Source organism: Streptomyces sp. NPDC048718, assembly GCF_043198875.1.
GTDB lineage: Bacteria > Actinomycetota > Actinomycetes > Streptomycetales > Streptomycetaceae > Streptomyces.
The window spans coordinates 387,958-409,166 of sequence record NZ_JBICVG010000002.1 but is presented as its reverse complement, the minus strand read 5'-3'; the positions used below and the strand labels follow the sequence as shown (position 1 = coordinate 409,166).

Below are 21,209 nucleotides of genomic sequence, written 5' to 3'. Positions count from 1 at the left end.
GCGGGCCGTGAGGGGGAGAGGCCAGGGACTCAGTCGAGGATCTTGACCGGGTCGCCGACCCGGATGGTCCCCCGGTGCTCGGGGATCAGGTTCTGTCCGAAGACCAGCGAGCCGCCGCTCTTGCGGTGCCGGGCCAGGGTGCGCAGCGGCTCCTTGCCGCGCTCGCCGCTCGTCTGGTCGGTGGTGGTCACCACACAGCGGCCGCAGGGCTTGGCCACCCGGAAGACGACGTCGCCGATGGCGAGACGCCGCCAGTCGTCCTCGGCCCACGGCGCGGTGCCGTCGACGACGACGCTCGGCCGGAAGCGGTTCATCGGCAGCGGGCCCTCGTCGGCGTGATCGCCTTGCGCGATCAGGGAGTTGAGGGCATCGAGGGAGGCGGTGGTGGTGGCGAGCAGTGGATAGCCGTCGGCGAAGCTGACCGTCTCGCCCGGAGCCGCGTACCGGGGGTCGATGGGCCGGCGGCGGGCCGGATCGTCCAGATGGACGAGGCGCACCTCGGTGCCGAGGTAGGCGCTGAACCAGGCGTCCGCCTCGGGGGCCGCGGGCACCGTGTCGATCACGGTGCCGAAGATGTCCAGGGGGAGGGTGCCGTCCTCCCGCCCGCGGGTCCCGGGCTCGCCGGCGGGAACCGGGGCGGGGACCGTCACGGTCAGCGGTTCGCGGCCCGGCGCGGACAGCGTGATCCCGCCGTCCGGCAGCAGCTCCGCCGACGCCGGCGCCAGCCGCGCGTGCCGGCGCTGCGTCACGACCGTGCCCGAGTCGTCCACGAGGGCCCAGCGGCGGTCACCGGCGAGGCCCCACGGCTCGACCTCCGCCTCGGGGAGGGTGAAGCCGCGCAGTGCCTTGACCGGGTGGACGTGAACGGAGCGCAACACAGGAATCGGCATGGCCCCATCCTGCCAGCCGCCCCGCCGGGGCGGTGAAGGTCCGGCAGGGGTCCGTGATCCGCCGACCCGCCGGACGGCGAAGGCCGGGCGGGGCGGCGGTGACCGGCCGTCAGTAGCCGCCGTCGTAGCCCTGACCGCCGTAGTTCTGGCCGGTGTTCCGGCCGTCGTATCCCCGGCCCTGGTGGGGCTGCTGGTACGGGTCCTCGTAGGGGGCGGGCGCGGGCGCCGGGGCCGGACGCGGCGCCGCGGGGCGCATCGCCTCGTACCCGCCCGCCACCGGACGCGGCGGCTGCGGCGCCTGCGGACCCGGGTAGCCGCGCGGAACGGCCGACTGCTGCGGGATGTACGCGGTGGGCGCGTTCGGGAGCGGCGCCGGAGCCAATTGCGCGGCCGGCGTCAGGTGCGCGGCCGGCGACATCGACGCCGCCGAGGGGAGCTGCGGAAGCTGGGGGAGCTGTGGCTGCGGCTGCGCGCCCGGATGCGGATAGCCGTAGCCGCCCCCGGCGTTGCCGGCGTACCCGGGCGCGGGCGCGGGAATCGGTGCCGGGGGAGGGGCCGGCTGCGCGGAGGGTGCCGCCGGGAGGGCGGGCAGCGCCGAGGGGAGCGCCGGCGGGGCCGGCTGGTAGCCGCCGCTTCCGGGGAAGCCGCCGCCGGTGTCGTAGGGGGAGTTCACCCGGATCGGGGCGATCTGGGGCGTGCCCCGCTCTGCGACGAGAGAGTCGTAGATCGGGGTCTCGGTGAACGACGGCGCGGTGTGGTAACCGCCTCCGTAGGCGGAGCGCGGGGAGGTCATGGCCATAAGTTAAGCCCACGATGTGCCGATTGGGGAGCCCGGCCCATGCGGTTGTTCGCCGCTTTCGCCGCGACCCTCGCCCGGCAATGTGAGCGAATCCGGCGAAACAGGTCGCGCCGCAGGTCAGCGATCTTGGAAACACCGAGTTCGGAAGGGGTTACCGATCAGTCGTGACATCCTCCGGAAGTCCCCTCCGCGCCCCGCATAAAAGAATCTTGACGCGGCGTCGAACATGACGGAGGGAAGATGTTCGTGCTCGGAGAGTGAAGAGGATGGATATTCTCCGCCGGTTCCGTCCGGACGAGGATTCGTGAAGTCGGCATAATTGACCCCGCGTTCGTTTCGAAACGACACGGGGTTTTCACGTTTCGCCGCCGTCACCGGTCCGGCGCGGCCTCCGGGCGGGCGTACGTCCGGCCCTTCCACGCCGCACCCTGTCCCCGGTAGTGCCGGACGGCGGAGTCCACCGTCATCAGCAGATAGAGCAGCGCGGTGTACGGCAGCAGCGGCGCGAGCCGGAGCGGCTGCCGGTAGTAGCGCAGCATCGGCAGGTACGTACCGGTCATGATCGCCCAGGCGACCCCGCCGGCCCAAACCGCCGGGCCCTCGCCCCTGAGGATTCCGGCCACCAGGGTCGCCGGCGGCGCCAGGTAGACGAGTGCCAGGCCCACGACCGTACCCAGCAGGACCAGCGGATTGTGCCGCAGCTGGGCGTACGCGCTGCGCGCCACCATCCGCCACAGATCGGCCAGATCCGGATACGGCCGGACGCTGTCCACCCGGTCCGCGAGCCCCAGCCAGACGCGCCCGCCGGCCCTCCGTACCGCCTTCGCCAGCGACACGTCGTCGATCACGGTCTGCCGGATCACCTCCGGCACCCGGGCCCGCGCGGCCGTCTCCGCGCGCAGCAGCACACAGCCGCCCGCGGCGGCCGTCGCCAGCGGACGCCGGGACCGGTTGATCCAGCGGAACGGATAGAGCTGGCAGAAGAAGTAGACGAACGCCGGCACGATCAGACGCTCCCAGCCGCTCACCACCCGCAGCCGCGCCATCTGCGACACCAGGTCGAGACCGTGGCCGGTCGCGGCCGCCACGAGCAGCCGCAGACTGTCCGGCTCGTGCGCGATGTCCGCGTCCGTCAGCAGCAGGAACTCCGGTTCCCGCGCGCGCGCCAGCGCGATGCCGTGCCGCAGCGCCCACAGCTTGCCCGTCCAGCCGGGCTCCGGCTCGCCCGCCCGCACCACGCTCAGCGGCAGCCCCGCCCGGTCGCGGGCCAGCCCCCGGGCGAGCGGCCCGGTGCCGTCGGTGCTCCCGTCGTCCACGAGGATCACCTCGGCGGGCCCCGGATAGTCCTGGGCGAGCAGCGAGGGCAGGCTCAGCGGCAGTACCTCCGCCTCGTCGCGCGCCGGGACCACCACCACGACGCGTGGCCACGATCCGGCAAGTGTCCCGGTGGTGGGTGTTCCGGGGGCCGGGTCCGGGGCCGGTGCCGGGAGGCGCTGGTCCGTACGCCAGAAACCTCCCTGCCCGAGAAGCAGCCACACCCAGGTGGCGAGGGAAGCGGACGCGATCCACGACAGCGGGCTCATTCGCCGCAGTCTGCCCCAGATTGGAAGGGATTCAAGAGGGGTCGGCTAGGGTGGCGGGGTGAAGATCGCACTGATGGACTCCGGAATCGGCCTGCTCCCCGCCGCGGCGGAGGTCCGCCGCCTGCGGCCCGACGCGGATCTTGTGATCTCCTCCGACCCCGACGGCATGCCCTGGGGGCCGCGTACTCCCGAGGACCTCACCGAGCGGGCGCTCGCCGTCGCCCGGGCCGCCGCCGTCCACGCGCCGGACGCCCTGATCGTCGGCTGCAACACCGCCACCGTGCACGCCCTGCCGGCCCTCCGCGCCGCGCTGGAGCCCGGTATCCCGGTGATCGGCACCGTGCCCGCCATCAAGCCCACGGCCGTCGGCGGCGGCAAGGTCGCCATCTGGGCCACCCCCGCCACCACCGGCAGCGCCTACCAGCGAGGGCTGATCCGTGACTTCGCCGGGGCCGCCGAGGTCACCGAGGTGCCCTGCCCCGGCCTCGCCGACGCCGTCGAGCACGGCGACGAGGACGCGGTACGCCGTACCGTCGCCGCCGCGGCCGCGCTCACGCCCCCGGACGTACGCGCCGTCGTCCTCGGCTGCACCCACTACGAACTGGTGGCCGGCCACATCCGGACGGCCCTCGACCGCCCTGGCCGCCCGCCCGTCGTGCTGCGCGGCTCGGCCGGCGCCGTCGCGGCCCAGGCGCTGCGCCGGATCGGGGCCCAGGCCGCCCCCGAGGCGGCCCGCACCGGCACGCTGACCGTGCTCCTGAGCGGCCGGGCCGGCGAACTGCCGCGTGCCGCGCTCGGTTACGCCGAGGGCCGCGCCCTGGCGGCGGGGGCGCCGGTCGCGCACGGAGCCTGACCCCTTTGCGCATGTCCGCACGGAGGGCGCGCTCCCGCAGCGGGTGCCGGTACGGAGCGTGATCCCGCGCATGCGCTGAGGAGCCGTATCGCCGGAACGTGCGTAGGCTGACGATATGAGCGATATCTTCCCTCGCCCCGGTCCCGAGGGGCCCGCACCCCCGGTGTGGACCGGCCGTGCGACCAACCGGATGCAGTGGCTGCCGGCCGTCGGCGGGGTCGCCTGTCTGGCGCTCGGCATCCGGCTCGCCGTCGTCTCGTCCTGGGCCTCCGGGATCGCGCCCCTCCTCATGGCAGTCGTCGGCTGTGTCGCGGTCGGAATCCTGGTGCTCTTCGGGACGCTCGCCTTCGTGCACGTGGCCGTCCGGGTCGACGACCACGCCATGGAGGTCCGCTGCGGCCACATCGGCGTTCCGCGCCGCCGTATCCCCCTCTCCCATGTCGTCGGCGCCGACTTCGCGCCCTCCGTGACCCCGCGCCAGTGGGGCGGCTGGGGTTATCGCTGGCGGCCCGAGAAGGGCACCGCCGTCGTCGTCCGCCGGGGCGAGGGGCTGGTGCTGCGTCTGGGTGACGGCCGTACGTTCACCGTCACCGTCGACGACGCCGAGACCGGCGTCCACGCCATCCGAGGCCTCCTGCACCGCACCGCGCCACCGGCCCCGACGGGACCGGCGAGCGTCTGAGCCCGTCTGCGGGGCCGCCGGAACCCCGGCCGTGCTCCGAGTCGTGTCCTGAGCCGCATCAGGCTCGTGCCCCCGGCCGTGCCCCGAGTCGTGTCCTGCGCCGCACCCGGGCCGTTCCCCCTGCCGCACTCGGGGCGTGCCCGCGGTCCTGCCCCGCTCGTACTCGGGGCGGGCGCCCCCGGCGCCGTAGACTCCGGCGGGTGAGCACCACGATCGCCCCGGCCGACGCGCCCGGGTCCCCCGCCCCCGCCGCTCCCGCCGGCCGGGGCCGCGCCCTGGCGCGGCGGCTCGTCCGTCCCGCCGCCGCCGTGCTGTCCGGGCTGCTGCTCTACCTCAGCTTCCCGCCCCGGCCGCTGTGGTGGCTGGCCGTCCCCGCGTTCGCCCTGCTGGGCTGGACCCTGCGCGGCCGGCGGCTCCGGGCGGGCTTCGGGCTCGGCTACCTGGCCGGACTCGGCTTTCTCATGCCGCTGCTCGTCTGGACCGGCGCGGTGGTCGGGCTGTTTCCCTGGGTGGCGCTGACGGGCGTCGAGGCGCTGTTCATGGCGGCGGCCGGGCTCGGGATCACCGCCGTCTCGCGGCTGCCCGGATGGCCGGTGTTCGCCGCCGGTCTGTGGATCGCCGGCGAGGCGGCACGCGCGCGCGTGCCCTTCGGCGGCTTCCCCTGGGGCAAGGTCGCCTTCGGGCAGGCGGACGGGATCTTCCTGCCGCTCGCGGCGGTCGGCGGCACCCCGGTGCTCGGCTTCGCCGTCGCGCTGTGCGGCTTCGCTCTGTACGAGGTGGTGCGCCAGGTCCTGGCCCGCCGCGCCGCCGCCGGCGTGCGGGAGGCCGTCCCGGCCCCGGGGCGCGGCCCGCTGCTCGCCGCCGCGCTGGCCGTCCTCGTGCCCGTCACCGGGGCCCTCGTCGCCCGGCCCCTGGTGTCCGGCGCCGCCGAGGACGGCACCGCGACCGTCGCCGCCGTCCAGGGCAACGTGCCCCGCCTCGGCCTCGACTTCAACGCCCAGCGCCGCGCGGTCCTCGACAACCACGTCAAGCGCACCGAGGAACTGGCCGCCCGGGTGAAGGCCGGCCGCGAGCCCCAACCGGACTTCGTGCTGTGGCCCGAGAACTCCTCCGACATCGACCCGTACGCGAACGACGACGCGTACCAGGAGATCAGTGACGCCGTCCGGGCGGTGAACGCGCCGACCGTCGTCGGCTCCGTCCTCGTCCCGCCCACCGGCAAGCTGCGCAACACCCTCATCCAGTGGGAGCCGAACCGGGGCCCGGTCGCCGAGTACGACAAGCGGCATGTGCAGCCCTTCGGCGAGTACATCCCGATGCGGTCGTTCGTACGGATCTTCAACAAGGAGGTCGACCGGGTCAACCGCGACTTCGGGCCCGGCGACAAGGTCGGCGTCTTCGATCTGGCCGGGACCAAGGTCGGGCTCGCCACCTGCTACGAGGCGGCCTTCGACTGGGCGGTGCGGGACACCGTCACGCACGGCGCCCAGATGATCACCGTCCCGAGCAACAACGCCACCTTCGGCCGCAGCGAGATGACCTACCAGCAGCTCGCGATGTCCCGGGTCCGCGCCGTGGAGCACAGCCGCAGCGTGGTCGTCCCGGTCACCAGCGGGGTCAGCGCGGTCATCCGGCCCGACGGGAAGATCGTCGCGCGGACGGCGTTGTTCACCCCGGACGTGCTCGTCGAGAAGGTGCCGCTGCGCTCCTCGCAGACGCCGGCGACCCGCCTCGGCATCCTGCCCGAGGCGCTGCTCGTCGCCCTCGGGGCGGCCGGTCTCGGCTGGTCGGTGTTCCGGGCGGTCCGGGTCCGGCGGAGCCGTACCGCGGCCTGAGGGGGCGGGGGACGCGAGCGGCCGCATGGGTGATGGGCGGCCGCGCGCCCCTCGGAGGGCGGGTACTACCCTGAGACCGTGAGGTCCGCATGAGAGCCGCGGGGGCTCGCGCGTCCGGGGTTTCGTGGAGCCCGCGGCACGAGGCGCGTGTCACCTGGCTGTTCCTCTACCGGGACCTGTCCGCCTCGGTGATTCCGGCCGCCCTGTTCACCCTGTCGGCGGGCCGCTACTTCCAGTCCTCCGCCGGGCATCTGCTGATCGCGTTCGGGCAGGTGTTGGTCTGGCTCGTGTTGTACCTGTACACGTTCTGCCTCGCCAACCAGCTCACCGGCATCGAGGAGGACCGGCTCCTCAAGCCCGACCGGCCCCTGCCGCGTGGTCTGGTCACCCCGCGCGGCGTCTGGGCGCGATGGGCGGTGGCGATGCCGGTCTTCACCCTCCTCGGCTGGCGGCTGGGCGTTTTGCCGTACACGCTGCTGTGGCAGGCGGCGACCGTCCTGTACAACTTCTGCGGGTGGGGCGCGTGGGGTTTCAGCAAGAACCTCGTCATGATGCTGGGCGCGGCCGCCCAGCTCGGCGCCGCCTGGACGCTCGTGGGGCCGGCCGACGCCACCGCGTGGCGCTGGATCCTCGCCCTCACGATCCTGTTCGTCGGGCCCGCCGTGCACATCCAGGATCTGCGCGACCTCGACGGGGACCGGCGGACCGGGCGCCGGACGCTGCCCCTCCTCTTCGGTGAGGAGGCGACCCGCCGCTATCTCTCGGTGTTCCTGTTCCTCGTTCCCGCCGTGCTCTGGCTCGCGCTGTACGCGCCGCTTCCCTCCGGACCCCGCGTGGTGGTGTGCGGCCTCGCCGTCACCGCCGCCTGCTGGACCGTCGCCTGGCGGGTGCGCCATCGGCGCGGGCGGCGGGCGGACCATGCCACGTACATGGGCTACACGTACATCTACTGCCTGATCCTGGCGAGCGGCATGCTCGTCTTCTGACGGGCGGGATCCCCTTTCGCGCCCATCGTGGGTGCGCGGCCGGCCTCCGGGCCCGCGCACCGGGGTCCGGGCACCGGGCACCCGGGTGCCCGGCCGGGCGGCTTTGGGCGTGATCTAGGGTCGGGGGCATGGGCACCCCTGACTTCATCCGCGACATCCGAGCCTCTGCCGGTCACCAGCTGCTGTTCCTGCCGGGCGTCTCCGCCGTCGTCTTCGACGACGACGGCCGCGTCCTGCTCGGCCGCCGCGCGGACAACGGGATGTGGGCCGTGATCGGGGGCATCGTCGAGCCCGGCGAACAGCCCGCCGCCTGCGCGGTGCGCGAGGTGTACGAGGAGACCGGGGTGACGTGCGAGGTCGAGCGGATCGTCCTCGTCCAGACCCTGCGCAAGCCCGTCGTCTACCCCAACGGCGACCAGTGCCAGTTCATGGACGTCTCCTTCCGCTGCCGGGCCACCGGCGGCGAGGCCCGGGTCAACGACGACGAGTCGATCGAGGTCGGCTGGTTCGCCCTGGACGGGCTTCCCGAGATGAAGCGCTTCTCGCACTTCCGTATCGAACGGGCCCTGGCCGACGAACCCACATGGTTCGACACCACGCCCCTGGGTTGAACTGTGTGTTCGGCACACATCGGTCGGGGTGGGGCCGCTTCATAGGGTGCGGAACATGAGCGCCCCCATCAGCACAGGATCCGCACCGGACCCGGCCTCCGCGCCCCGGCCCGCCCCCGGGTCCGTCCCTCTCGACTTCTCTGGGCGCACCGCGCTCGTCACGGGCGCGGCCGGCGGTATCGGCCGTGCCTGCGCGTTGCGGCTCGCCGCCGCGGGGGCCCTGGTCAGAGCCGTGGACCGGGCCGCCGACGGACTGGCGGAGCTGGCCGAGGCCGCCCACGGGCTGCCCGGCCGGGTCGAGCCGTGCCTGCTCGACCTCACCGATCTCGACGCCGCCGAGGCAGCCGGCGCCGGTGCCGACATCCTGGTGAACAACGCCGGACTCCAGCTCGTCCGCCCCCTGGAGGAGTTTCCGCCGGACGTCTTCCACACCGTTCTCACCGTGATGCTGGAGGCCCCGTTCCGGCTCATCCGCGGCGCGCTGCCCGGGATGTACGAACGGGGCTGGGGCCGTATCGTCAACATCTCCTCCGTCCATGGGCTGCGGGCCTCCCCCTACAAGTCCGCCTATGTGGCCGCCAAACACGGTCTGGAGGGCCTGTCGAAGACGGCGGCGCTCGAAGGCGCTCCGCATGGGGTCACCTCCAACTGCGTCAACCCCGGCTATGTGCGCACCCCACTCGTCGAGCGGCAGATCGCCGACCAGGCCGCCGCGCACGGCATCCCCGCCGAACGGGTCCTGACCGAGGTCCTGCTGAAGGACTCGGCCCTCAAGCGGCTGATCGAACCCGACGAGGTCGCCGACGCGGTGCTCTATCTGTGCGGTCCGCAGGCCTCGTTCGTCACCGGTACGTCCCTCGTCCTCGACGGCGGCTGGACCGCGCACTGACGGCCGGCCGGCGCGAGCCGGGTCGGTACGGGACCGGGGCCGGGTCGGTACGGGGCCGGCCGTGGCCCGCTTTGTCCACAGGGAGTTGTCCACAGGGGTGGTGCGATCCCCCGTACGCCAGGTATCCCTGTGACCATGACCCACGAACAGGCCTCCTACCTGGAGCTCCTCGCCCGCGGTGCCGCCACCGAGGCGTACGACCGCCCCGCGCTGCTCGCCCGTGCGAGCGGCGCGGGGGCCGGGGAGCTGGCCGAGCTGGAGCAGGCCAAGCAGCTCGCGCTGCGGGTCCGCGCCGAGCTGGAGGGCCGGCGCCGCCGCGAGGCCGAACTGTCGGCGCTCTTCGAGACCGCCAACGATCTCGCGGGCCTGCGCGACCTCGACGACGTGCTGCGCGCCATCGTGCAGCGCGCCCGCTCCCTGCTCGGCACCGAGGTCGCCTACCTCAGCCTCAACGACCCGGCCCACGGCGACACCTACATGCGCGTCACCGAGGGTTCCGTCTCCGCCCGATTCCAGCAACTGCGCCTCGGCATGGGAGAAGGACTCGGCGGACTCGTCGCCCAGACCGCCCGTCCCTACGTCACCGACGACTACTTCCAGGACGCCCGCTTCCAGCACACCCGCACCATCGACACCGCCGTCGGCGACGAGGGCCTGGTCGCCATCCTCGGGGTGCCGCTGACCCTCGGCAGCCAGGTGATCGGGGTGCTCTTCGCCGCCGACCGGCGCGCCCGGGTCTTCGAACGGGGCCAGGTCGCGCTGCTCGGCTCCTTCGCCGCCCACGCCGCCATCGCCATCGACACCGCCAACCTGCTCGCCGAGACCCGCTCCGCGCTCGCCGAACTGGAACGCGCCAATGACATCATCCGCGAGCACAACGGCGTCATCGAACGCGCCTCCGAGGTCCACGACCGGCTCACCGAACTCGTCCTGCGCGGCGGGGGAGTCGCCGACGTCACCGCCGCCGTCTCCGAAGTCCTCGGCGGCACCGTCGAGTTCGCCGAAGAGCGTGCCAGACCCGCCGGGATCTCCGCCGGCCACGCCACCCCGGACGGCGACGACTGGGTCGCCGCCGTCTCCGCCGGCGGCGAGACCTTCGGCGCCCTCGTCCTGCGCGAACGGCCCGACCTCGACCCCGTCGACCTGCGCACGCTGGAGCGGGCCGCCCTCGTCACCTCTCTGCTGCTGCTCGCCCGCCGCACCGCCGGAGAGGCCGAACAGCGGGTGCGCGGCGAACTTCTCGACGACCTCCTCGACGCCCCGGACCGCGACCCCCGGCTACTGCGCGAGCGCGCCGCCCGGCTGCGGACCGACACCGACGCCCCGCACGTCGTGCTCGCCGCCCGGGTCGACCGTGCCGACCGGGACGACGCCGCGAGCGATCCGGACTCCGCCGGCCGGGAGAGCGCCGACCGCCGGCGGCTGCGCTCCGCCGCCTCCCATCTGGCCGCCACCCGCCAGGGCCTCGCCTCCGCCCGCGACGGCGGCACGGTCCTGCTGCTGCCGCTTCGCCCCGGCGAGAACGCCGCCGACCTCGCCCGGCAGACCGCGAAGCACCTCGGCGGAGCCCTGCGGGACCCCGTCACCGTCGGCGCGTCCGCCCCCGTCACCGCACCCCTCGCCCACCCCGAACGGGTCGCCCCCGCCTACGCCGAGGCCCGCCGCTGCCTCGACGCGCTGCGCCTGCTGCGCCGGTCCGGAGAAGGAGCCGCCGCCGAGGACCTGGGCTTCCTCGGCCTGCTCCTCGCCGACACCCGCGACATCGAGGGCTTCGTCGACCGCACCATCGGGCAGGTCGTCGCCTACGACCGGCGGCGCGGCACGGACCTCGTCCGCACCATGGACGCCTACTTCGCGAGCGGGATGAGCCCGGCCCGTACCAAGGACGACCTGCACGTCCATGTGAACACGGTGGCCCAGCGCGTCGAGCGGATCGGCCGGCTGCTCGGATCCGACTGGCAGTCGCCGGCCCGCGCGCTGGAGATCCAGCTGGCGCTCCGGCTGCACGCCCTGTCCTCCGCCGTCATACGCTGACCCGCTCTTTGGCCCCGGGCCGCCCCGGTATGTCCGACGTCCGATGTCCGTATGTCCGTACGCCACTCCTGGAGACCGCCCGATGACCCCGCCTCCTCCCGCACCGGACGCGCTGCCGCTCGCCGGGATCACCGTCGTCAGCCTCGAACAGGCCGTGGCAGCCCCCTTCGCCACCCGCCAGCTCGCCGACCTCGGCGCCCGTGTGATCAAGGTGGAACGACCGGGCGGCGGCGACTTCGCCCGCCGCTACGACACCACCGTGCACGGCGAGTCCAGCTATTTCGTGTGGCTGAACCGCTCCAAGGAGTCGGTCACCCTCGATGTGAAGACCGAGGCCGGCCGCGCCGTCCTGGAACAACTCCTCGGCCGCGCCGACGTGTTCGTGCAGAACCTGGCCCCCAAAGCCGCCGAGCGTCTCGGCTGCGGACCGAAGGCGCTGGCCGAGCGGTTCCCCCGGCTGATCACGGCCGGGCTCTCCGGCTACGGCACCAGCGGCCCATGGGCCGACCGCAAGGCGTACGACCTGCTCGTCCAGTGCCAGACCGGCCTGGTCTCGCTCACCGGGAACGAACACGGCACCGCGCGCGCCGGGGTGTCGGTCGCCGACATCGCCGCCGGCATGTATCTCCACAGCGGCATCCTCACCGCGCTGTTCACCCGCGCCACCACCGGGGTCGCCCGCGCCGTCGAGGTCTCCCTCTTCGAGGCGCTGGCCGAGTGGATGCACCAGCCCGCCTACTACACCCGTTACGGAGGCACGCAGCCCCCACGCGTCGGCACCCGGCACGCGACCATCGCCCCCTACGGGGCGTTCACCGCCGCCGACGGAAAGGAGGTGCTGTTCTCCGTCCAGAACGAGCGGGAGTGGACCGCCCTGTGCGAGCGCTTCCTGGAACGCCCGGAGCTGGCCGGCGACCCCCGGTTCGCCACCGGCGCGGACCGGGTCGCCCACCGGGACGCGCTCGACGCCCTGATCGCCGAACGCTTCGCCGGCCTCGACGGCGCCGAGGCCGGCCGGCTGCTCGACGAGGCCGGTGTCGCCCACGCCGGAGTGGGCGACATGGAGAGTTTCCTGGCGCACCCCGTCCTCGACGCCCGCGCGCGCTGGCGCGACGTCCCGATACCCGGCGGCGCCCTGGTGCCCGCGCTGCTGCCGCCCGCCGACCTGTCCGGCGTCACCCCGCGGATGGCCGCCGTCCCGGCGGCCGGCGAGCACACCGACGCCATCCTGGCCGAACTGGGCCACGGTCCCGACGCCATCGCCGCGCTGCGCGCCGACGGCGTCGTATGACCGGGTGGGGGAGCCGGGGAAGCCGGGAGAGCCTTGGCCGGCAGAGGCCCCGGCGTCAGTCGCGGAGGTGACGGGACGCCATCGCGTGGAAGACCTTCTTCGGCTCCCAGTGGGTCTCGTCGTGCACCCGGACCACCCCGTAGGAGCCGAGATCGGCCTCCCCGGGCCGGCTGTAGCCGGCGAAGGTGAACCAGAGCGCGGTGTCGACCCCCTCCTCCTCGAAGACGTCGAGCAGTTCGTTCAGATGGCGGACCTGCTCGTCCTCGTCGCGCACGGCGCCGTCCGGCACCTGGTAGGCCGCACCGCCGCGTTCGGCCGCGCCCCGGTAGGCGCAGGTGCCGTACTCGGTCACCGCGACGGGTTTGCCGTACGCAAGGTGCGCCCGTATCTCCGAGCGGAAGGTGTCGGCGTTGTGGGCCGAACGGTAGGCGTCGACGCCGACGAGGTCGAACGGAGTCCAGTCGACGGACTCCCAGGGCGCCGCCGCGTAGGTGACGCGTCCGCCGAAGTGGGCCCGCACCGTCGCGACGACCCGCGCGAGGAGGGAATCGAGGCGCTCTCGCACCGGTCCGAGACCGTTCCACCACTCCAGGTCGGCCGAGGCCATGGTTCGCAGCCGGTCGCCGTAGGTGTCGCCCGGCAGGAAACCGCGGCAGAAGGCGCTCATCTCGCAGCCCGCGACGAAGACGACCTCGGCCCCGCTCCGGCGCACGGTCTCGGCCCGGCGGGCGCACTCGGCGAAGAACGGCAGCAGATCGTCCTCGGGAAGGTCGACCGGGAAGGGGGCGAACCACACTTCGAGTCCGGCCTCCGCCGCGCAGCGGGCGGCGATGCTCAGCCGCTCCGGCTCGCGACCGGAGACGCGTACCGCGTCGCAGTGCAGTTCACGGGCGATCACCGCCATGTCGTGCCGCACCGTCGAGGGGGTGAAGGCCGTACGGGAGAGTTCCCGGCCGGGCAGGAACCCGGTGTCGTAGTTGATGCCCCGTGCGCGCATGCCACTGCTCCTTCGGATGAGGGACGCCGTGCTCCGGCCCGAAGTCTCGCCGACGCGCCGGGCTCCGTCCACGAGCCCAGGTCGGCGGGGGGTGCACCACCGGCCACTTCGGTATGTGTGGCCTGGCCGTGGCCGTGGCCGTGGCCGTAGCGGTTGCGGTATCCGATCCCCCTCAGTGTCCGGTCGCGCCCTGGCGTACCGTCACACAGGCGGCGGGCCCCCGGGAGGTCCGTCCCCGAGCGGTCCGTCCTTGGGCGGTTCGTTCCCGGGCGGTCCGTCCTTGGGCGGTTCGTTCTCGGGCCCGGGAACGCCGTTACCCGCTTCCCCGGTCGCTTCCGGACCTTCCCCGCTGTCCGCCGGGGCCTTCCGTGCCGCGCGCAGCGCCGTATGGACCGACCACACCACCGACACCAGCGGCACCGCCACCACCGCCCCCACCACACCGGCCGCGATCGCCCCCGCCACCACCGAGATCGCCACCACCAGCGGATGCAGCCGGACCGCCCAGCCCATCACCAGCGGATGCAGCAGATGCCCCTCGATCTGCCCGATGACCACGATCAGGGCGATCACGACCGCCGCCACCAGCGGCCCGCGCGACGCCAGCGCGACCACGGCGGCGATCGCGAGCGCGATCGGCGAGCCGATGAGCGGGACGAACGCGGCGACGAACTCCAGCAGCGCCAGCGGCAGTGCGAGCGGTACCCGCAGCAGCCACAGCGCGATCCCGACCAGCACCGCGTTCGTCGCGGACACCAGCACGATCCCGTGCGTGTACCCGGTGAACGTCCGCCACGCCGCCTGCCCGCCGATCTCCACCCGCCCCCGCACGGACGGCGGCAACTGCTCTTGGAACCAGCTCCAGTGACGATCCCCCGAATGGATGAAGAACACCGAGCAGAACACCGCGAGCGCCAGCGTGGTGAGTACCAGGACCAGTTGCCCCACCCCGCTCAGCGCCTGGTTCACCAGGGCCGAGCGGTGGCTGGTGAGGTAGTTCCCGGCCTGGGACTCCAGATCCGCGAGGGCCCGCGGATTCATCCGGAAGGGGGGCCGTTGCAGCCAGTCCTCGATCCGCGCCACACCGGTCCGCAGCTCTCGTACCAGCGTGACGCTCTCACCCGCCACCGCCTCGCCGACGAGTACGAGCACCCCGAGGACCAGAGCGATGCTGCCGACGAGCGTGAGCGCCACCGCGAGGGGGCGCGGCATCACCCTGGCCGTGAGATCGGCGACCGGCCGCAGCAGAGCGGTGATCACCAGGCTCAGGAACACCGCCACCCCGATCTCGTGGAAGCGCCCGAGCACGACGAACAAGGCGTACACGAGCCCGCCCACGACCAGCACCCGCCACGCGTACGCGGCGGCCGTGCGCAGAAGCGGGGCGACCGCCGGACGAGTGGGCTGCATGGCCATCGACGTACCACCCGGGCGCGCCCGCCCCACGCACGCGCCCCGACATTCGCCCGACCGGGGACACCCCGCGTCCCGGCGGCCGTACGGGTGTGAGCGGCAGGTGCGGGCGGAGTGGTGCGGATCGGGATGGGGCGGGGCAGCCGGCGGGCGGTCAGCCCGCCAGGTCGGCCGGATCCGTGTTGGCGCCGCAGAGCACCACGCACACCCGCTCCCCGGGCGCGGCGTACGCCTTCGCGCCGGGCGCGGCGAGGGCCGCGTACGCCGTGGCCGCGGCGTGTTCGACCACGACGCGATGGGTGTCCCACAACTCCCGGCGGGCCCGGACGATCGCCGAGTCGGGAACCAGCACCGAGTGCGTCCCCTCCTCGCGGGCCGCCCGCACGGCCGCGACCGAGGCCCGGCGGGCGCCCAGCGAATCGGCGGCGACCGAGTCGACCGGCACGTCCACCGGACCGCCGGCCTCCAGGGCGGCGTTCAGCGCCCGGCAGTTCTCCGGCTCGACCGCCACCGTCCGTACGCCGTGGTGCCGGGCGGCCGCCGCGACCCCCGCGAACAGACCGCCGCCGCCCACCGACACCACCACCGTGCCGAGCCCCGGCACCGCCCGCCGGATCTCCTCCAGGAGGGTGCCCGCGCCGGCGGCGATGAGCGGATGGTCGTACGCGTGCGAGGCCAGCGCCCCGCTCCCGGCCGCGAACTCCTCGCAGGCCGCCAGCGCCTGCGCGTACTCCGATCCGACGAGCCGGACGTCCGCCCCGTACCCGCGCAGCCGGTCGACCTTCACCTTCGGAGCGGTCGCCGGCAGGAACACCGTCGCCCGCACGCCCTGCTCGCGCGCGGCCCACGCGCACGCCAGGCCCGCGTTGCCGCCCGACGCGATCGTCACCCCGGCCTCCGGCAGCGTTCCGGCCTCCTGGTGGGCGCGGAGGAAGTTGCGGGCGCCGCGCGCCTTGAACGACCCGGTGTACTGGAGGAACTCCAGGGCCAGGAACACCTCCGGGCCGCCCGCACGCGCCGCGGGCACGACGGTCACGGGGCGGACCAGACCGCCGATGCGCCCGGCGGCGCGCTCCACCTCGTCGTAGGTCAGGGGTGCGGTCCGGGATTCGGTCGGTGTCGGCACGGTGCTGCTCCTCGGCGGTCGGGTGGGGTGCGGGCGGGGGTGCGCGGGGCGACGGGACGGGGCGGTGTGAGGGGGGTGGGCGGTCACTCCGCGGGCCGGGGACCCACCGTGCGCAGCGCCTGGCCGAGCGCCGCGCGCTCGGCTTCGTCCAGACACTCCACGAAGCGCAGCAGCGCGGCCGGACGGTCCTCGCTCGCGTCCAGTCCGTCCTCCATGAGGGCCGCCGCGTAGGTCTCGCGGGTGGCCGCCGCCCGGTACAGCCACACCCGCCCGTCCCGGGCTCGGGTCAGATAGCCCTTGTGGAAGAGGATCGTGGTCACGGTGGTCACGGTGGTGTACGCGACGTCCCGGTGCCGATTGATGTCGTCGACGGTCTCGCGCACCGTGGCCGGGCGGTTCCAGCGCCAGTAGCGGTCCATGATCTCCGCCTCGAGTTCCCCCAGCCGACGCATGGCCCCGTGTCCTTCCCGCGATGTGCGGATACCCGTCGTTCTTCGAGGGGGTCATAGTAGACGCGCGGGTCACGGGGCGCGGCGGGCCCGAGGCGCCCTCGGCCCTTGGTGGACCTTGGCGCGAACACGCCAGCGCGTGGACGCGCCGCCATGATCCTCTGGACCCGGTCCACCCGGGCGGGCCAGGATCGTCACATGACGCACTCCCTCGGGCACGGGGAGTCGCGTCCGCGGTACGGATCGGGCGATGTCCAGCGGAGGAGTCGGTGTGGCGGCCACCCCCTGGGTCGTCGCGCCGAAGGTTCGCCCGGTCCGTACCGCCGCCGTGTCGCTCGCCGTACGTGCCGTACCGCCGTGCGTGCCGTGCCACCGCGCCGCCGACCTCGTTCGGCGGTGGCTCGGTGGCTCGGTGGCTCGGTGGCTCGGTGGCTCGGTGGCTGGGTGGCGTGGTGGATCAGCGGATCAGGCGCAGCGCGTCCGCGGCGGCGGGCGAGAGCTCGCTCTCGCGCAATTCCGCCAGGGGCACCCAGCGGGCCGCCTCCGTCGAGCCGTCCGTCTCCGTGACCCGGGGTGTGCCGGGGCCGAGGACGACGGCGTAGAAGAGGGCGACGAGGTGCCAGTGCGTACCGCCGCGCACGGTGGTGTACGCCCGGGTGTCCAGCAGCCGGGCCCCCGTCAGGGCGAGTCCCGTCTCCTCGCGCAGTTCGCGTTCGAGCGCTTCCACCGGCTGTTCGCCGTGGTCGATCCCGCCGCCCGGCAGATGCCACAGGCCCGGCGCGAAGACCGGGGAGCGGTCCGACAGACGGGCCAGGAGCAGCCGTTCGTCGTCCAGGGCTATCGCGTACGCCGAGACGCGTGAGCGGGGGAGGGGTGTGCCGTCCATCGTGCTCCTGACGTGGGGTGAGGTGGGGTGAGGTGGGGTGAGGTGGGGTGAGGTGGGGTGAGGTGGGGTGAGGTGGGGTGAGGCGGGGCGGGATCCGGGGACAGGGGCTCAGGCCGCGGACTCCCAGGCGGTGGTGAGGCCGTCCAGCCAGGCGGGCGGCAGTTCGGCCGCGTCCCATTCCTCCCGCAGTGGCGCGGGCGCCACGACGAGACGTTCCAGGACGGCGATGCTGGTGGGGGAGTGGAGCAGCGAGTAGCGGCCGTGGATCGCGATGGCGCTGCCGGGCCCGTACTCGGCGTACATCCGCAGCACCCGGGCCCGGTGCTCCGAGGCGAACGAGGTGAGCCGGCCCGCGTATCCCGCCCTGCGGCGGGCGGTCATCGTGCCGAGGACGGCGGTGAGGACCTGCTCGGACACCTCGGGGTCGAGTTCGGAGTCGGTGGTGAAGGAGAGATAGAGCGGCAGGACGGCCACCTTCGCCCGCTCGACCTCCATACGGGTGACGGGCGACCGGGGGCCGGGTGTGGTGGCCCCCGGCTCGGCGCCGACGGTGTCGCGCAGGGTGCGTTCGGCCAGCGCCGCGAGTCCGCCGGTGATCGTTTCGGCGCCGGCGAGCCAGCCGGACACGAACGGCTCGGTCTTCCCCTCGGGGAGACCGGGGACGCCCGGCGGGCCGGCGGCGCCCGGCAGTCCGCCGGCGGTGCCCTGGCCGGCCCGCGCGAGCGCGCCCAGCTCATCGTGGGCCACGGTGAGCGCGCCCGCCTCGACGAGACCGATCAGATGTTCCGCGTCGCCGGCGTGGACCCCGGCCCGGGCGAGCAGCTGGACGAGAGTCCGCTTCGCGTTGAGGACGTCGGCCGTGTGCAGACGCTGCCCGGCCTCCTCCGCTTCCTCCGTCGAGTTCATGGGCTCCTCCTTCTCGCATGGGGCGCCGCCCGCCGCGAGCCTATGCCGCGAGGGCCCGTGTGAGGCGACGGGGCACACGGCAGGCACTCGTCCGGGCGCCCGCCGGGCCCCGGGCGGACCGATCCGGACGGGCCCCGGCCGTTCCCGGACTCTCCCTGGACATCCGTTCGACCGCCCCCTAGCGTGGGCGCGCCTTCTCACCGTAGAGGCAGTCGGTTCTTGATCGAGACGGAGTGGGACGGATCCGGACATGCACCCCTTCCGCGCGGCCGCCGAGGCCCGTGACATCGACGCCATCGAGGCGCTTCTCGCCGACGAGGTCGTCTTCACCAGCCCCGTCGCCTTCAAGCCGTATCCGGGCAAGGCGATCACCCTCGCGATCCTGCGCGCGGTGATGCGGGTCTTCGAGGACTTCACGTACGTCCGCGAGATCGCCGACCCCGGTGGCCGCGACCACGCCCTCGTCTTCACCGCGAAGGTCGGCGGACGCGCCGTCCAGGGCTGCGACTTCCTCCACTTCGACGAGGACGGCAGGATCGACGACCTGACCGTCATGGTCCGCCCGCTCTCCGCAGCGCAGGCCCTCGCCGAGGCGATGGGCGCCCAGTTCGAGCGGATCGCGCGTGAGGCGCAGCAGGCGTTGGAGGCGCAGGAGGCGCAGGCTGTCGCCGAGGCGGAGGTCCGGGGCTGATCCCGGTCCGGCGTACGGCGCCGGGCCGAGCCGGATTCCGCGTACGGCCCGGATCCTGACCCCGGGCCCGTGCCCCGGCCCCCGGCGCCGGATGCCGTCACCGGACCCGGTCGCTCTGGCCCGGCGTCCATGGCACGGCCACCACCTGGACGTCGTCCTCGTAGACGATCCGCCCCGGATCCGCCGACTCGACGCGGACACACGGCACCTCGTGCGCCGCCAGCAACGCGAGGTAGCCCGGCACCCGTTCGATCAGATGCCGGGCCGTGCCCTTGAACCAGGCGACGGCGCCCGGGTTCAGCGCGGGGTCGTAGACCCGGGGGTCGGTGGCCGACGGCTCGGGATACGCGGCGTCGTACCAGTCGTTGGACTCGCGCCAGAACCGGTACTCCGCCGGGCTCAGCCGGCCGTCCCTGGCCAGCCCGTTGGCCAGGGCGAACACTCCCGGGAAGTGCCCTCGCGGATGGCGCGTCGTCCCCTGGAACCGCACGAAGCACGTCATGACGGCAGTATCCCGGGCCCCGCGCGCCGGGTCGACGCCCCGGCACCGTCTTCGTCACCCGGGCAGGCGGCCGGGGTGGTGGCCGGGATGGCCGGGCAGGTGGGTCACGAGGGGTGAAACTGCTGGTAGATTAGTTCTTGTCGCCGCGAGGAACACACCGAACGGCCGACAGACACCTAGTCCGGGTGGCGGAATGGCAGACGCGCTAGCTTGAGGTGCTAGTGCCCTTTATCGGGCGTGGGGGTTCAAGTCCCCCCTCGGACACAGCAGTTGGTTCGGCGGTGGGGTGATCGGATGCAAATCCGGTCACCCCACCGCCGTTTCGCGTTCCCGCGCCCGCCCCTGCCGGTGCCGTGCCACCCCGGTCCGGGGCACCGGCCGGTGCGTCGACCCGCGCGTCGGCCGGTGCCGGCCGACGGTGGCCCCCGCCGGGGCCGAACCGGCCGCCGTGGAGATACTGGTGTGCGAGTGTCAGTGGCGCGTGATAGTCACTACTCCACCGGGTGAGGTGGTCGTCGACCCCCGCCCGACACGTACGAATCAAGGGGTGGGGACATGGCGTTGCTCCGTGACTGGGGGCGCACGCTGGCGAAGCGGGCCGGGCGGCCCGTCGCACAGGTACAGAAGGGGTCCGGTCATCCCGACGTGGCGCGGGCCCGGACGGCCGCCGAGGCGGGCGACTGGGAGACGCTGCGGGCGCTGTTCGAGGCGCGGCCCGAGGGCGAGGCCTGGCGGGAGCTGCTGTGGGCGGCCGCCGGGTCCGCCGGGGTGGAGACCTGGATCCCGGGCGTGGCCGAGGCCGCTCCGGACGCCGCGCTGCCGCGGCTCGTGGCCGGGATCCGGTATGTCGACTGGGGCTGGGAGGCCCGCACCGGGGCACGCGCCTCGCAGGTGTCCCGCGAACAGTTCCAGGTGTTCCACGAGCGGCTGCGGACGGCCGAGAAGTGGCTGTACGAGGCGGCCGAACTCGAGCCGGGCTGGGCCTCGCCCTGGTACGTGCTCCAGACCAGCGGCCGTGGCCTCCAGGTCGGCCAGGAGATCGCCCGCCGCCGGTTCGAGGCGACCGTACGCCGTGATCCGCGGCACGTCGGCGCGCACGAGCAGCACCTCCAGCAGGTCTGCGCGAAGTGGAGCGGCTCCCACGAGGAGATGCACGCCTTCGCGCGCGCGTCGGTGTTCGGCGCGCCCGCCGGCACCGCGCTCGGCCATCTCGTGGCCATCGCCCACCTCGAACAGTGGCTGGACCTCGAATCGGGTCCGGACGGGGAGTACATCACCTCGCCCGAGGTCGTGGCGTCGCTGAACGAGGCCGCCGACCACTCGTACCGGCACCCGGACCACGTCCGCGAGGACGGGTGGCTGGAGCTGTACAACGCCTTCGCCATGGCCTTCGCGCTCGCGGGGGAGAAGACCACCGCGCGCGAGTGCTTCGACGCCATCGAGGGCCGGGTCAGCGAGTTCCCCTGGCAGTACATCGACCACATCGACCCGGCGGCCGCCTTCCGCAAGTGGGCCCGCTGACCCGATCGGGCACCCGGCCGGGCATCCGCGCGTCGGCCGGTCGCGAACGGACCGGACCGCTCCCCGGGCGGGACGTCCTGTCCCCGGCCGCCGCGGTCCTTTGCCCGGGTACGCGAGTCCCGGGCCTCCCGGGCCTGCGATCAGGACCGGTCGTCGCCGCGCGCAGGGTGATTCCCGCGCCGTAGCGGCCGGCGGGCCGTGACGTCACGCCGTATCCCGTACGCGCGAGTCGTCCGCCCACGGTCGGCCCCGGTCCGCCCGCTCG

The 21,209-nt window shown here is 73.9% G+C and carries 20 protein-coding genes and 1 tRNA gene; 11 read left to right on the top strand and 10 right to left on the bottom strand.

Annotated elements, in window-relative coordinates:
* Positions 1-29: 29 nt before the first annotated feature.
* The 3 genes from ACGFRB_RS04795 to ACGFRB_RS04785 form a co-directional block, all read right to left on the bottom strand.
* Positions 30-890, bottom strand: a complete 861-nt coding sequence (locus ACGFRB_RS04795) for an MOSC domain-containing protein (protein WP_393239017.1) — start codon at positions 888-890, stop codon at positions 30-32.
* A 109-nt stretch (positions 891-999) separates the two neighbouring features.
* Positions 1,000-1,683 carry a DUF6643 family protein gene (locus ACGFRB_RS04790; protein ID WP_363004068.1) on the bottom strand — a complete coding sequence of 228 codons (684 nt, stop codon included), beginning with the start codon at positions 1,681-1,683 and terminating at the stop codon, positions 1,000-1,002.
* A gap of 377 nt (positions 1,684-2,060) precedes the next feature.
* On the bottom strand, positions 2,061-3,272 hold the full coding sequence (locus tag ACGFRB_RS04785) for a glycosyltransferase (protein WP_393239014.1): 1,212 nt from the start codon (positions 3,270-3,272) through the stop codon (positions 2,061-2,063).
* A 58-nt stretch (positions 3,273-3,330) separates the two neighbouring features.
* On the opposite strand from ACGFRB_RS04785, the gene ACGFRB_RS04780 reads away from it, so the two are divergent.
* The 8 genes from ACGFRB_RS04780 to ACGFRB_RS04745 all read left to right on the top strand — a co-directional run bounded on the left by ACGFRB_RS04780 (position 3,331) and on the right by ACGFRB_RS04745 (position 12,453).
* Positions 3,331-4,125 (top strand): glutamate racemase, encoded by a 795-nt coding sequence (locus tag ACGFRB_RS04780; RefSeq protein WP_393239011.1) that lies wholly within the window; start codon positions 3,331-3,333, stop codon positions 4,123-4,125.
* 115 nt (positions 4,126-4,240) lie between these two features.
* Positions 4,241-4,807, top strand: a complete 567-nt coding sequence (locus ACGFRB_RS04775; protein WP_363004062.1) for a hypothetical protein — start codon at positions 4,241-4,243, stop codon at positions 4,805-4,807.
* 200 nt (positions 4,808-5,007) lie between these two features.
* On the top strand, positions 5,008-6,642 hold the full coding sequence (gene lnt, locus ACGFRB_RS04770; RefSeq protein WP_393239006.1) for an apolipoprotein N-acyltransferase: 1,635 nt from the start codon (positions 5,008-5,010) through the stop codon (positions 6,640-6,642).
* An 89-nt stretch (positions 6,643-6,731) separates the two neighbouring features.
* Positions 6,732-7,628 carry a UbiA family prenyltransferase gene (locus tag ACGFRB_RS04765; RefSeq protein ID WP_393239003.1) on the top strand — a complete coding sequence of 299 codons (897 nt, stop codon included), beginning with the start codon at positions 6,732-6,734 and terminating at the stop codon, positions 7,626-7,628.
* A 128-nt stretch (positions 7,629-7,756) separates the two neighbouring features.
* The gene (locus ACGFRB_RS04760; protein ID WP_363004056.1) at positions 7,757-8,239 is read left to right on the top strand and encodes an NUDIX domain-containing protein; all 483 of its coding nucleotides are present in this window, start codon (positions 7,757-7,759) and stop codon (positions 8,237-8,239) included.
* Positions 8,240-8,294: 55 nt separating this feature from the next.
* Positions 8,295-9,128 (top strand): 3-hydroxybutyrate dehydrogenase, encoded by an 834-nt coding sequence (locus tag ACGFRB_RS04755; protein ID WP_393239000.1) that lies wholly within the window; start codon positions 8,295-8,297, stop codon positions 9,126-9,128.
* Between the two features lie 135 nt (positions 9,129-9,263).
* Positions 9,264-11,162 (top strand): helix-turn-helix domain-containing protein, encoded by a 1,899-nt coding sequence (locus ACGFRB_RS04750; protein ID WP_393238997.1) that lies wholly within the window; start codon positions 9,264-9,266, stop codon positions 11,160-11,162.
* 82 nt (positions 11,163-11,244) lie between these two features.
* Positions 11,245-12,453, top strand: a complete 1,209-nt coding sequence (locus ACGFRB_RS04745) for a CaiB/BaiF CoA transferase family protein (RefSeq protein WP_393238994.1) — start codon at positions 11,245-11,247, stop codon at positions 12,451-12,453.
* A 55-nt stretch (positions 12,454-12,508) separates the two neighbouring features.
* Here the strand turns inward: ACGFRB_RS04745 and ACGFRB_RS04740 are convergent, their stop codons facing one another.
* The 6 genes from ACGFRB_RS04740 to ACGFRB_RS04715 all read right to left on the bottom strand — a co-directional run bounded on the left by ACGFRB_RS04740 (position 12,509) and on the right by ACGFRB_RS04715 (position 18,230).
* Entirely contained in the window at positions 12,509-13,450 is a 942-nt protein-coding gene (locus ACGFRB_RS04740; RefSeq protein ID WP_393238991.1) for a hypothetical protein, read from the bottom strand.
* A 201-nt stretch (positions 13,451-13,651) separates the two neighbouring features.
* Positions 13,652-14,860, bottom strand: coding sequence for an AI-2E family transporter (locus ACGFRB_RS04735; RefSeq protein WP_393238988.1), 1,209 nt, complete (start codon positions 14,858-14,860; stop codon positions 13,652-13,654).
* A 157-nt stretch (positions 14,861-15,017) separates the two neighbouring features.
* Complete coding sequence (locus ACGFRB_RS04730) at positions 15,018-15,989, bottom strand: serine/threonine dehydratase (RefSeq protein ID WP_393238985.1); 972 nt, start codon at positions 15,987-15,989, stop codon at positions 15,018-15,020.
* A gap of 83 nt (positions 15,990-16,072) precedes the next feature.
* Positions 16,073-16,441: a BlaI/MecI/CopY family transcriptional regulator gene (locus ACGFRB_RS04725; RefSeq protein WP_361236250.1), complete on the bottom strand. Its 369-nt coding sequence runs from the start codon at positions 16,439-16,441 to the stop codon at positions 16,073-16,075.
* A gap of 454 nt (positions 16,442-16,895) precedes the next feature.
* On the bottom strand, positions 16,896-17,324 hold the full coding sequence (locus ACGFRB_RS04720) for an NUDIX domain-containing protein (protein WP_361236253.1): 429 nt from the start codon (positions 17,322-17,324) through the stop codon (positions 16,896-16,898).
* 108 nt (positions 17,325-17,432) lie between these two features.
* Positions 17,433-18,230, bottom strand: a complete 798-nt coding sequence (locus tag ACGFRB_RS04715; protein ID WP_393238981.1) for a hypothetical protein — start codon at positions 18,228-18,230, stop codon at positions 17,433-17,435.
* Between the two features lie 250 nt (positions 18,231-18,480).
* Here ACGFRB_RS04715 and ACGFRB_RS04710 point away from each other — a divergent pair, with 250 nt between their 5' ends.
* Entirely contained in the window at positions 18,481-18,921 is a 441-nt protein-coding gene (locus ACGFRB_RS04710; RefSeq protein ID WP_393238978.1) for a nuclear transport factor 2 family protein, read from the top strand.
* A gap of 97 nt (positions 18,922-19,018) precedes the next feature.
* Here ACGFRB_RS04710 and ACGFRB_RS04705 read toward each other — a convergent pair whose 3' ends face one another.
* Positions 19,019-19,423: a hypothetical protein gene (locus tag ACGFRB_RS04705; protein ID WP_393238975.1), complete on the bottom strand. Its 405-nt coding sequence runs from the start codon at positions 19,421-19,423 to the stop codon at positions 19,019-19,021.
* Between the two features lie 179 nt (positions 19,424-19,602).
* Here ACGFRB_RS04705 and ACGFRB_RS04700 point away from each other — a divergent pair.
* Both ACGFRB_RS04700 and ACGFRB_RS04695 read left to right on the top strand, forming a co-directional pair.
* Positions 19,603-19,687 (top strand) — tRNA-Leu (locus ACGFRB_RS04700).
* A gap of 291 nt (positions 19,688-19,978) precedes the next feature.
* Entirely contained in the window at positions 19,979-20,944 is a 966-nt protein-coding gene (locus ACGFRB_RS04695; RefSeq protein ID WP_393238972.1) for a hypothetical protein, read from the top strand.
* The last annotated feature ends 265 nt before the right edge of the window (positions 20,945-21,209 follow it).

Coding starts and splice junctions, on each gene's coding strand:
- ACGFRB_RS04795 (WP_393239017.1), bottom strand. CDS start 890: ATGCCGATTCCTGTGTTGCGCTCCGTTCACGTCCACCCGGTCAAGGCA.
- ACGFRB_RS04790 (WP_363004068.1), bottom strand. CDS start 1,683: ATGACCTCCCCGCGCTCCGCCTACGGAGGCGGTTACCACACCGCGCCG.
- ACGFRB_RS04785 (WP_393239014.1), bottom strand. CDS start 3,272: ATGAGCCCGCTGTCGTGGATCGCGTCCGCTTCCCTCGCCACCTGGGTG.
- ACGFRB_RS04775 (WP_363004062.1), top strand. CDS start 4,241: ATGAGCGATATCTTCCCTCGCCCCGGTCCCGAGGGGCCCGCACCCCCG.
- ACGFRB_RS04765 (WP_393239003.1), top strand. CDS start 6,732: ATGAGAGCCGCGGGGGCTCGCGCGTCCGGGGTTTCGTGGAGCCCGCGG.
- ACGFRB_RS04760 (WP_363004056.1), top strand. CDS start 7,757: ATGGGCACCCCTGACTTCATCCGCGACATCCGAGCCTCTGCCGGTCAC.
- ACGFRB_RS04755 (WP_393239000.1), top strand. CDS start 8,295: ATGAGCGCCCCCATCAGCACAGGATCCGCACCGGACCCGGCCTCCGCG.
- ACGFRB_RS04750 (WP_393238997.1), top strand. CDS start 9,264: ATGACCCACGAACAGGCCTCCTACCTGGAGCTCCTCGCCCGCGGTGCC.
- ACGFRB_RS04745 (WP_393238994.1), top strand. CDS start 11,245: ATGACCCCGCCTCCTCCCGCACCGGACGCGCTGCCGCTCGCCGGGATC.
- ACGFRB_RS04740 (WP_393238991.1), bottom strand. CDS start 13,450: ATGCGCGCACGGGGCATCAACTACGACACCGGGTTCCTGCCCGGCCGG.
- ACGFRB_RS04735 (WP_393238988.1), bottom strand. CDS start 14,860: ATGCAGCCCACTCGTCCGGCGGTCGCCCCGCTTCTGCGCACGGCCGCC.
- ACGFRB_RS04725 (WP_361236250.1), bottom strand. CDS start 16,441: ATGCGTCGGCTGGGGGAACTCGAGGCGGAGATCATGGACCGCTACTGG.
- ACGFRB_RS04720 (WP_361236253.1), bottom strand. CDS start 17,324: ATGGACGGCACACCCCTCCCCCGCTCACGCGTCTCGGCGTACGCGATA.
- ACGFRB_RS04715 (WP_393238981.1), bottom strand. CDS start 18,230: ATGAACTCGACGGAGGAAGCGGAGGAGGCCGGGCAGCGTCTGCACACG.
- ACGFRB_RS04710 (WP_393238978.1), top strand. CDS start 18,481: ATGCACCCCTTCCGCGCGGCCGCCGAGGCCCGTGACATCGACGCCATC.
- ACGFRB_RS04705 (WP_393238975.1), bottom strand. CDS start 19,423: ATGACGTGCTTCGTGCGGTTCCAGGGGACGACGCGCCATCCGCGAGGG.
- ACGFRB_RS04695 (WP_393238972.1), top strand. CDS start 19,979: ATGGCGTTGCTCCGTGACTGGGGGCGCACGCTGGCGAAGCGGGCCGGG.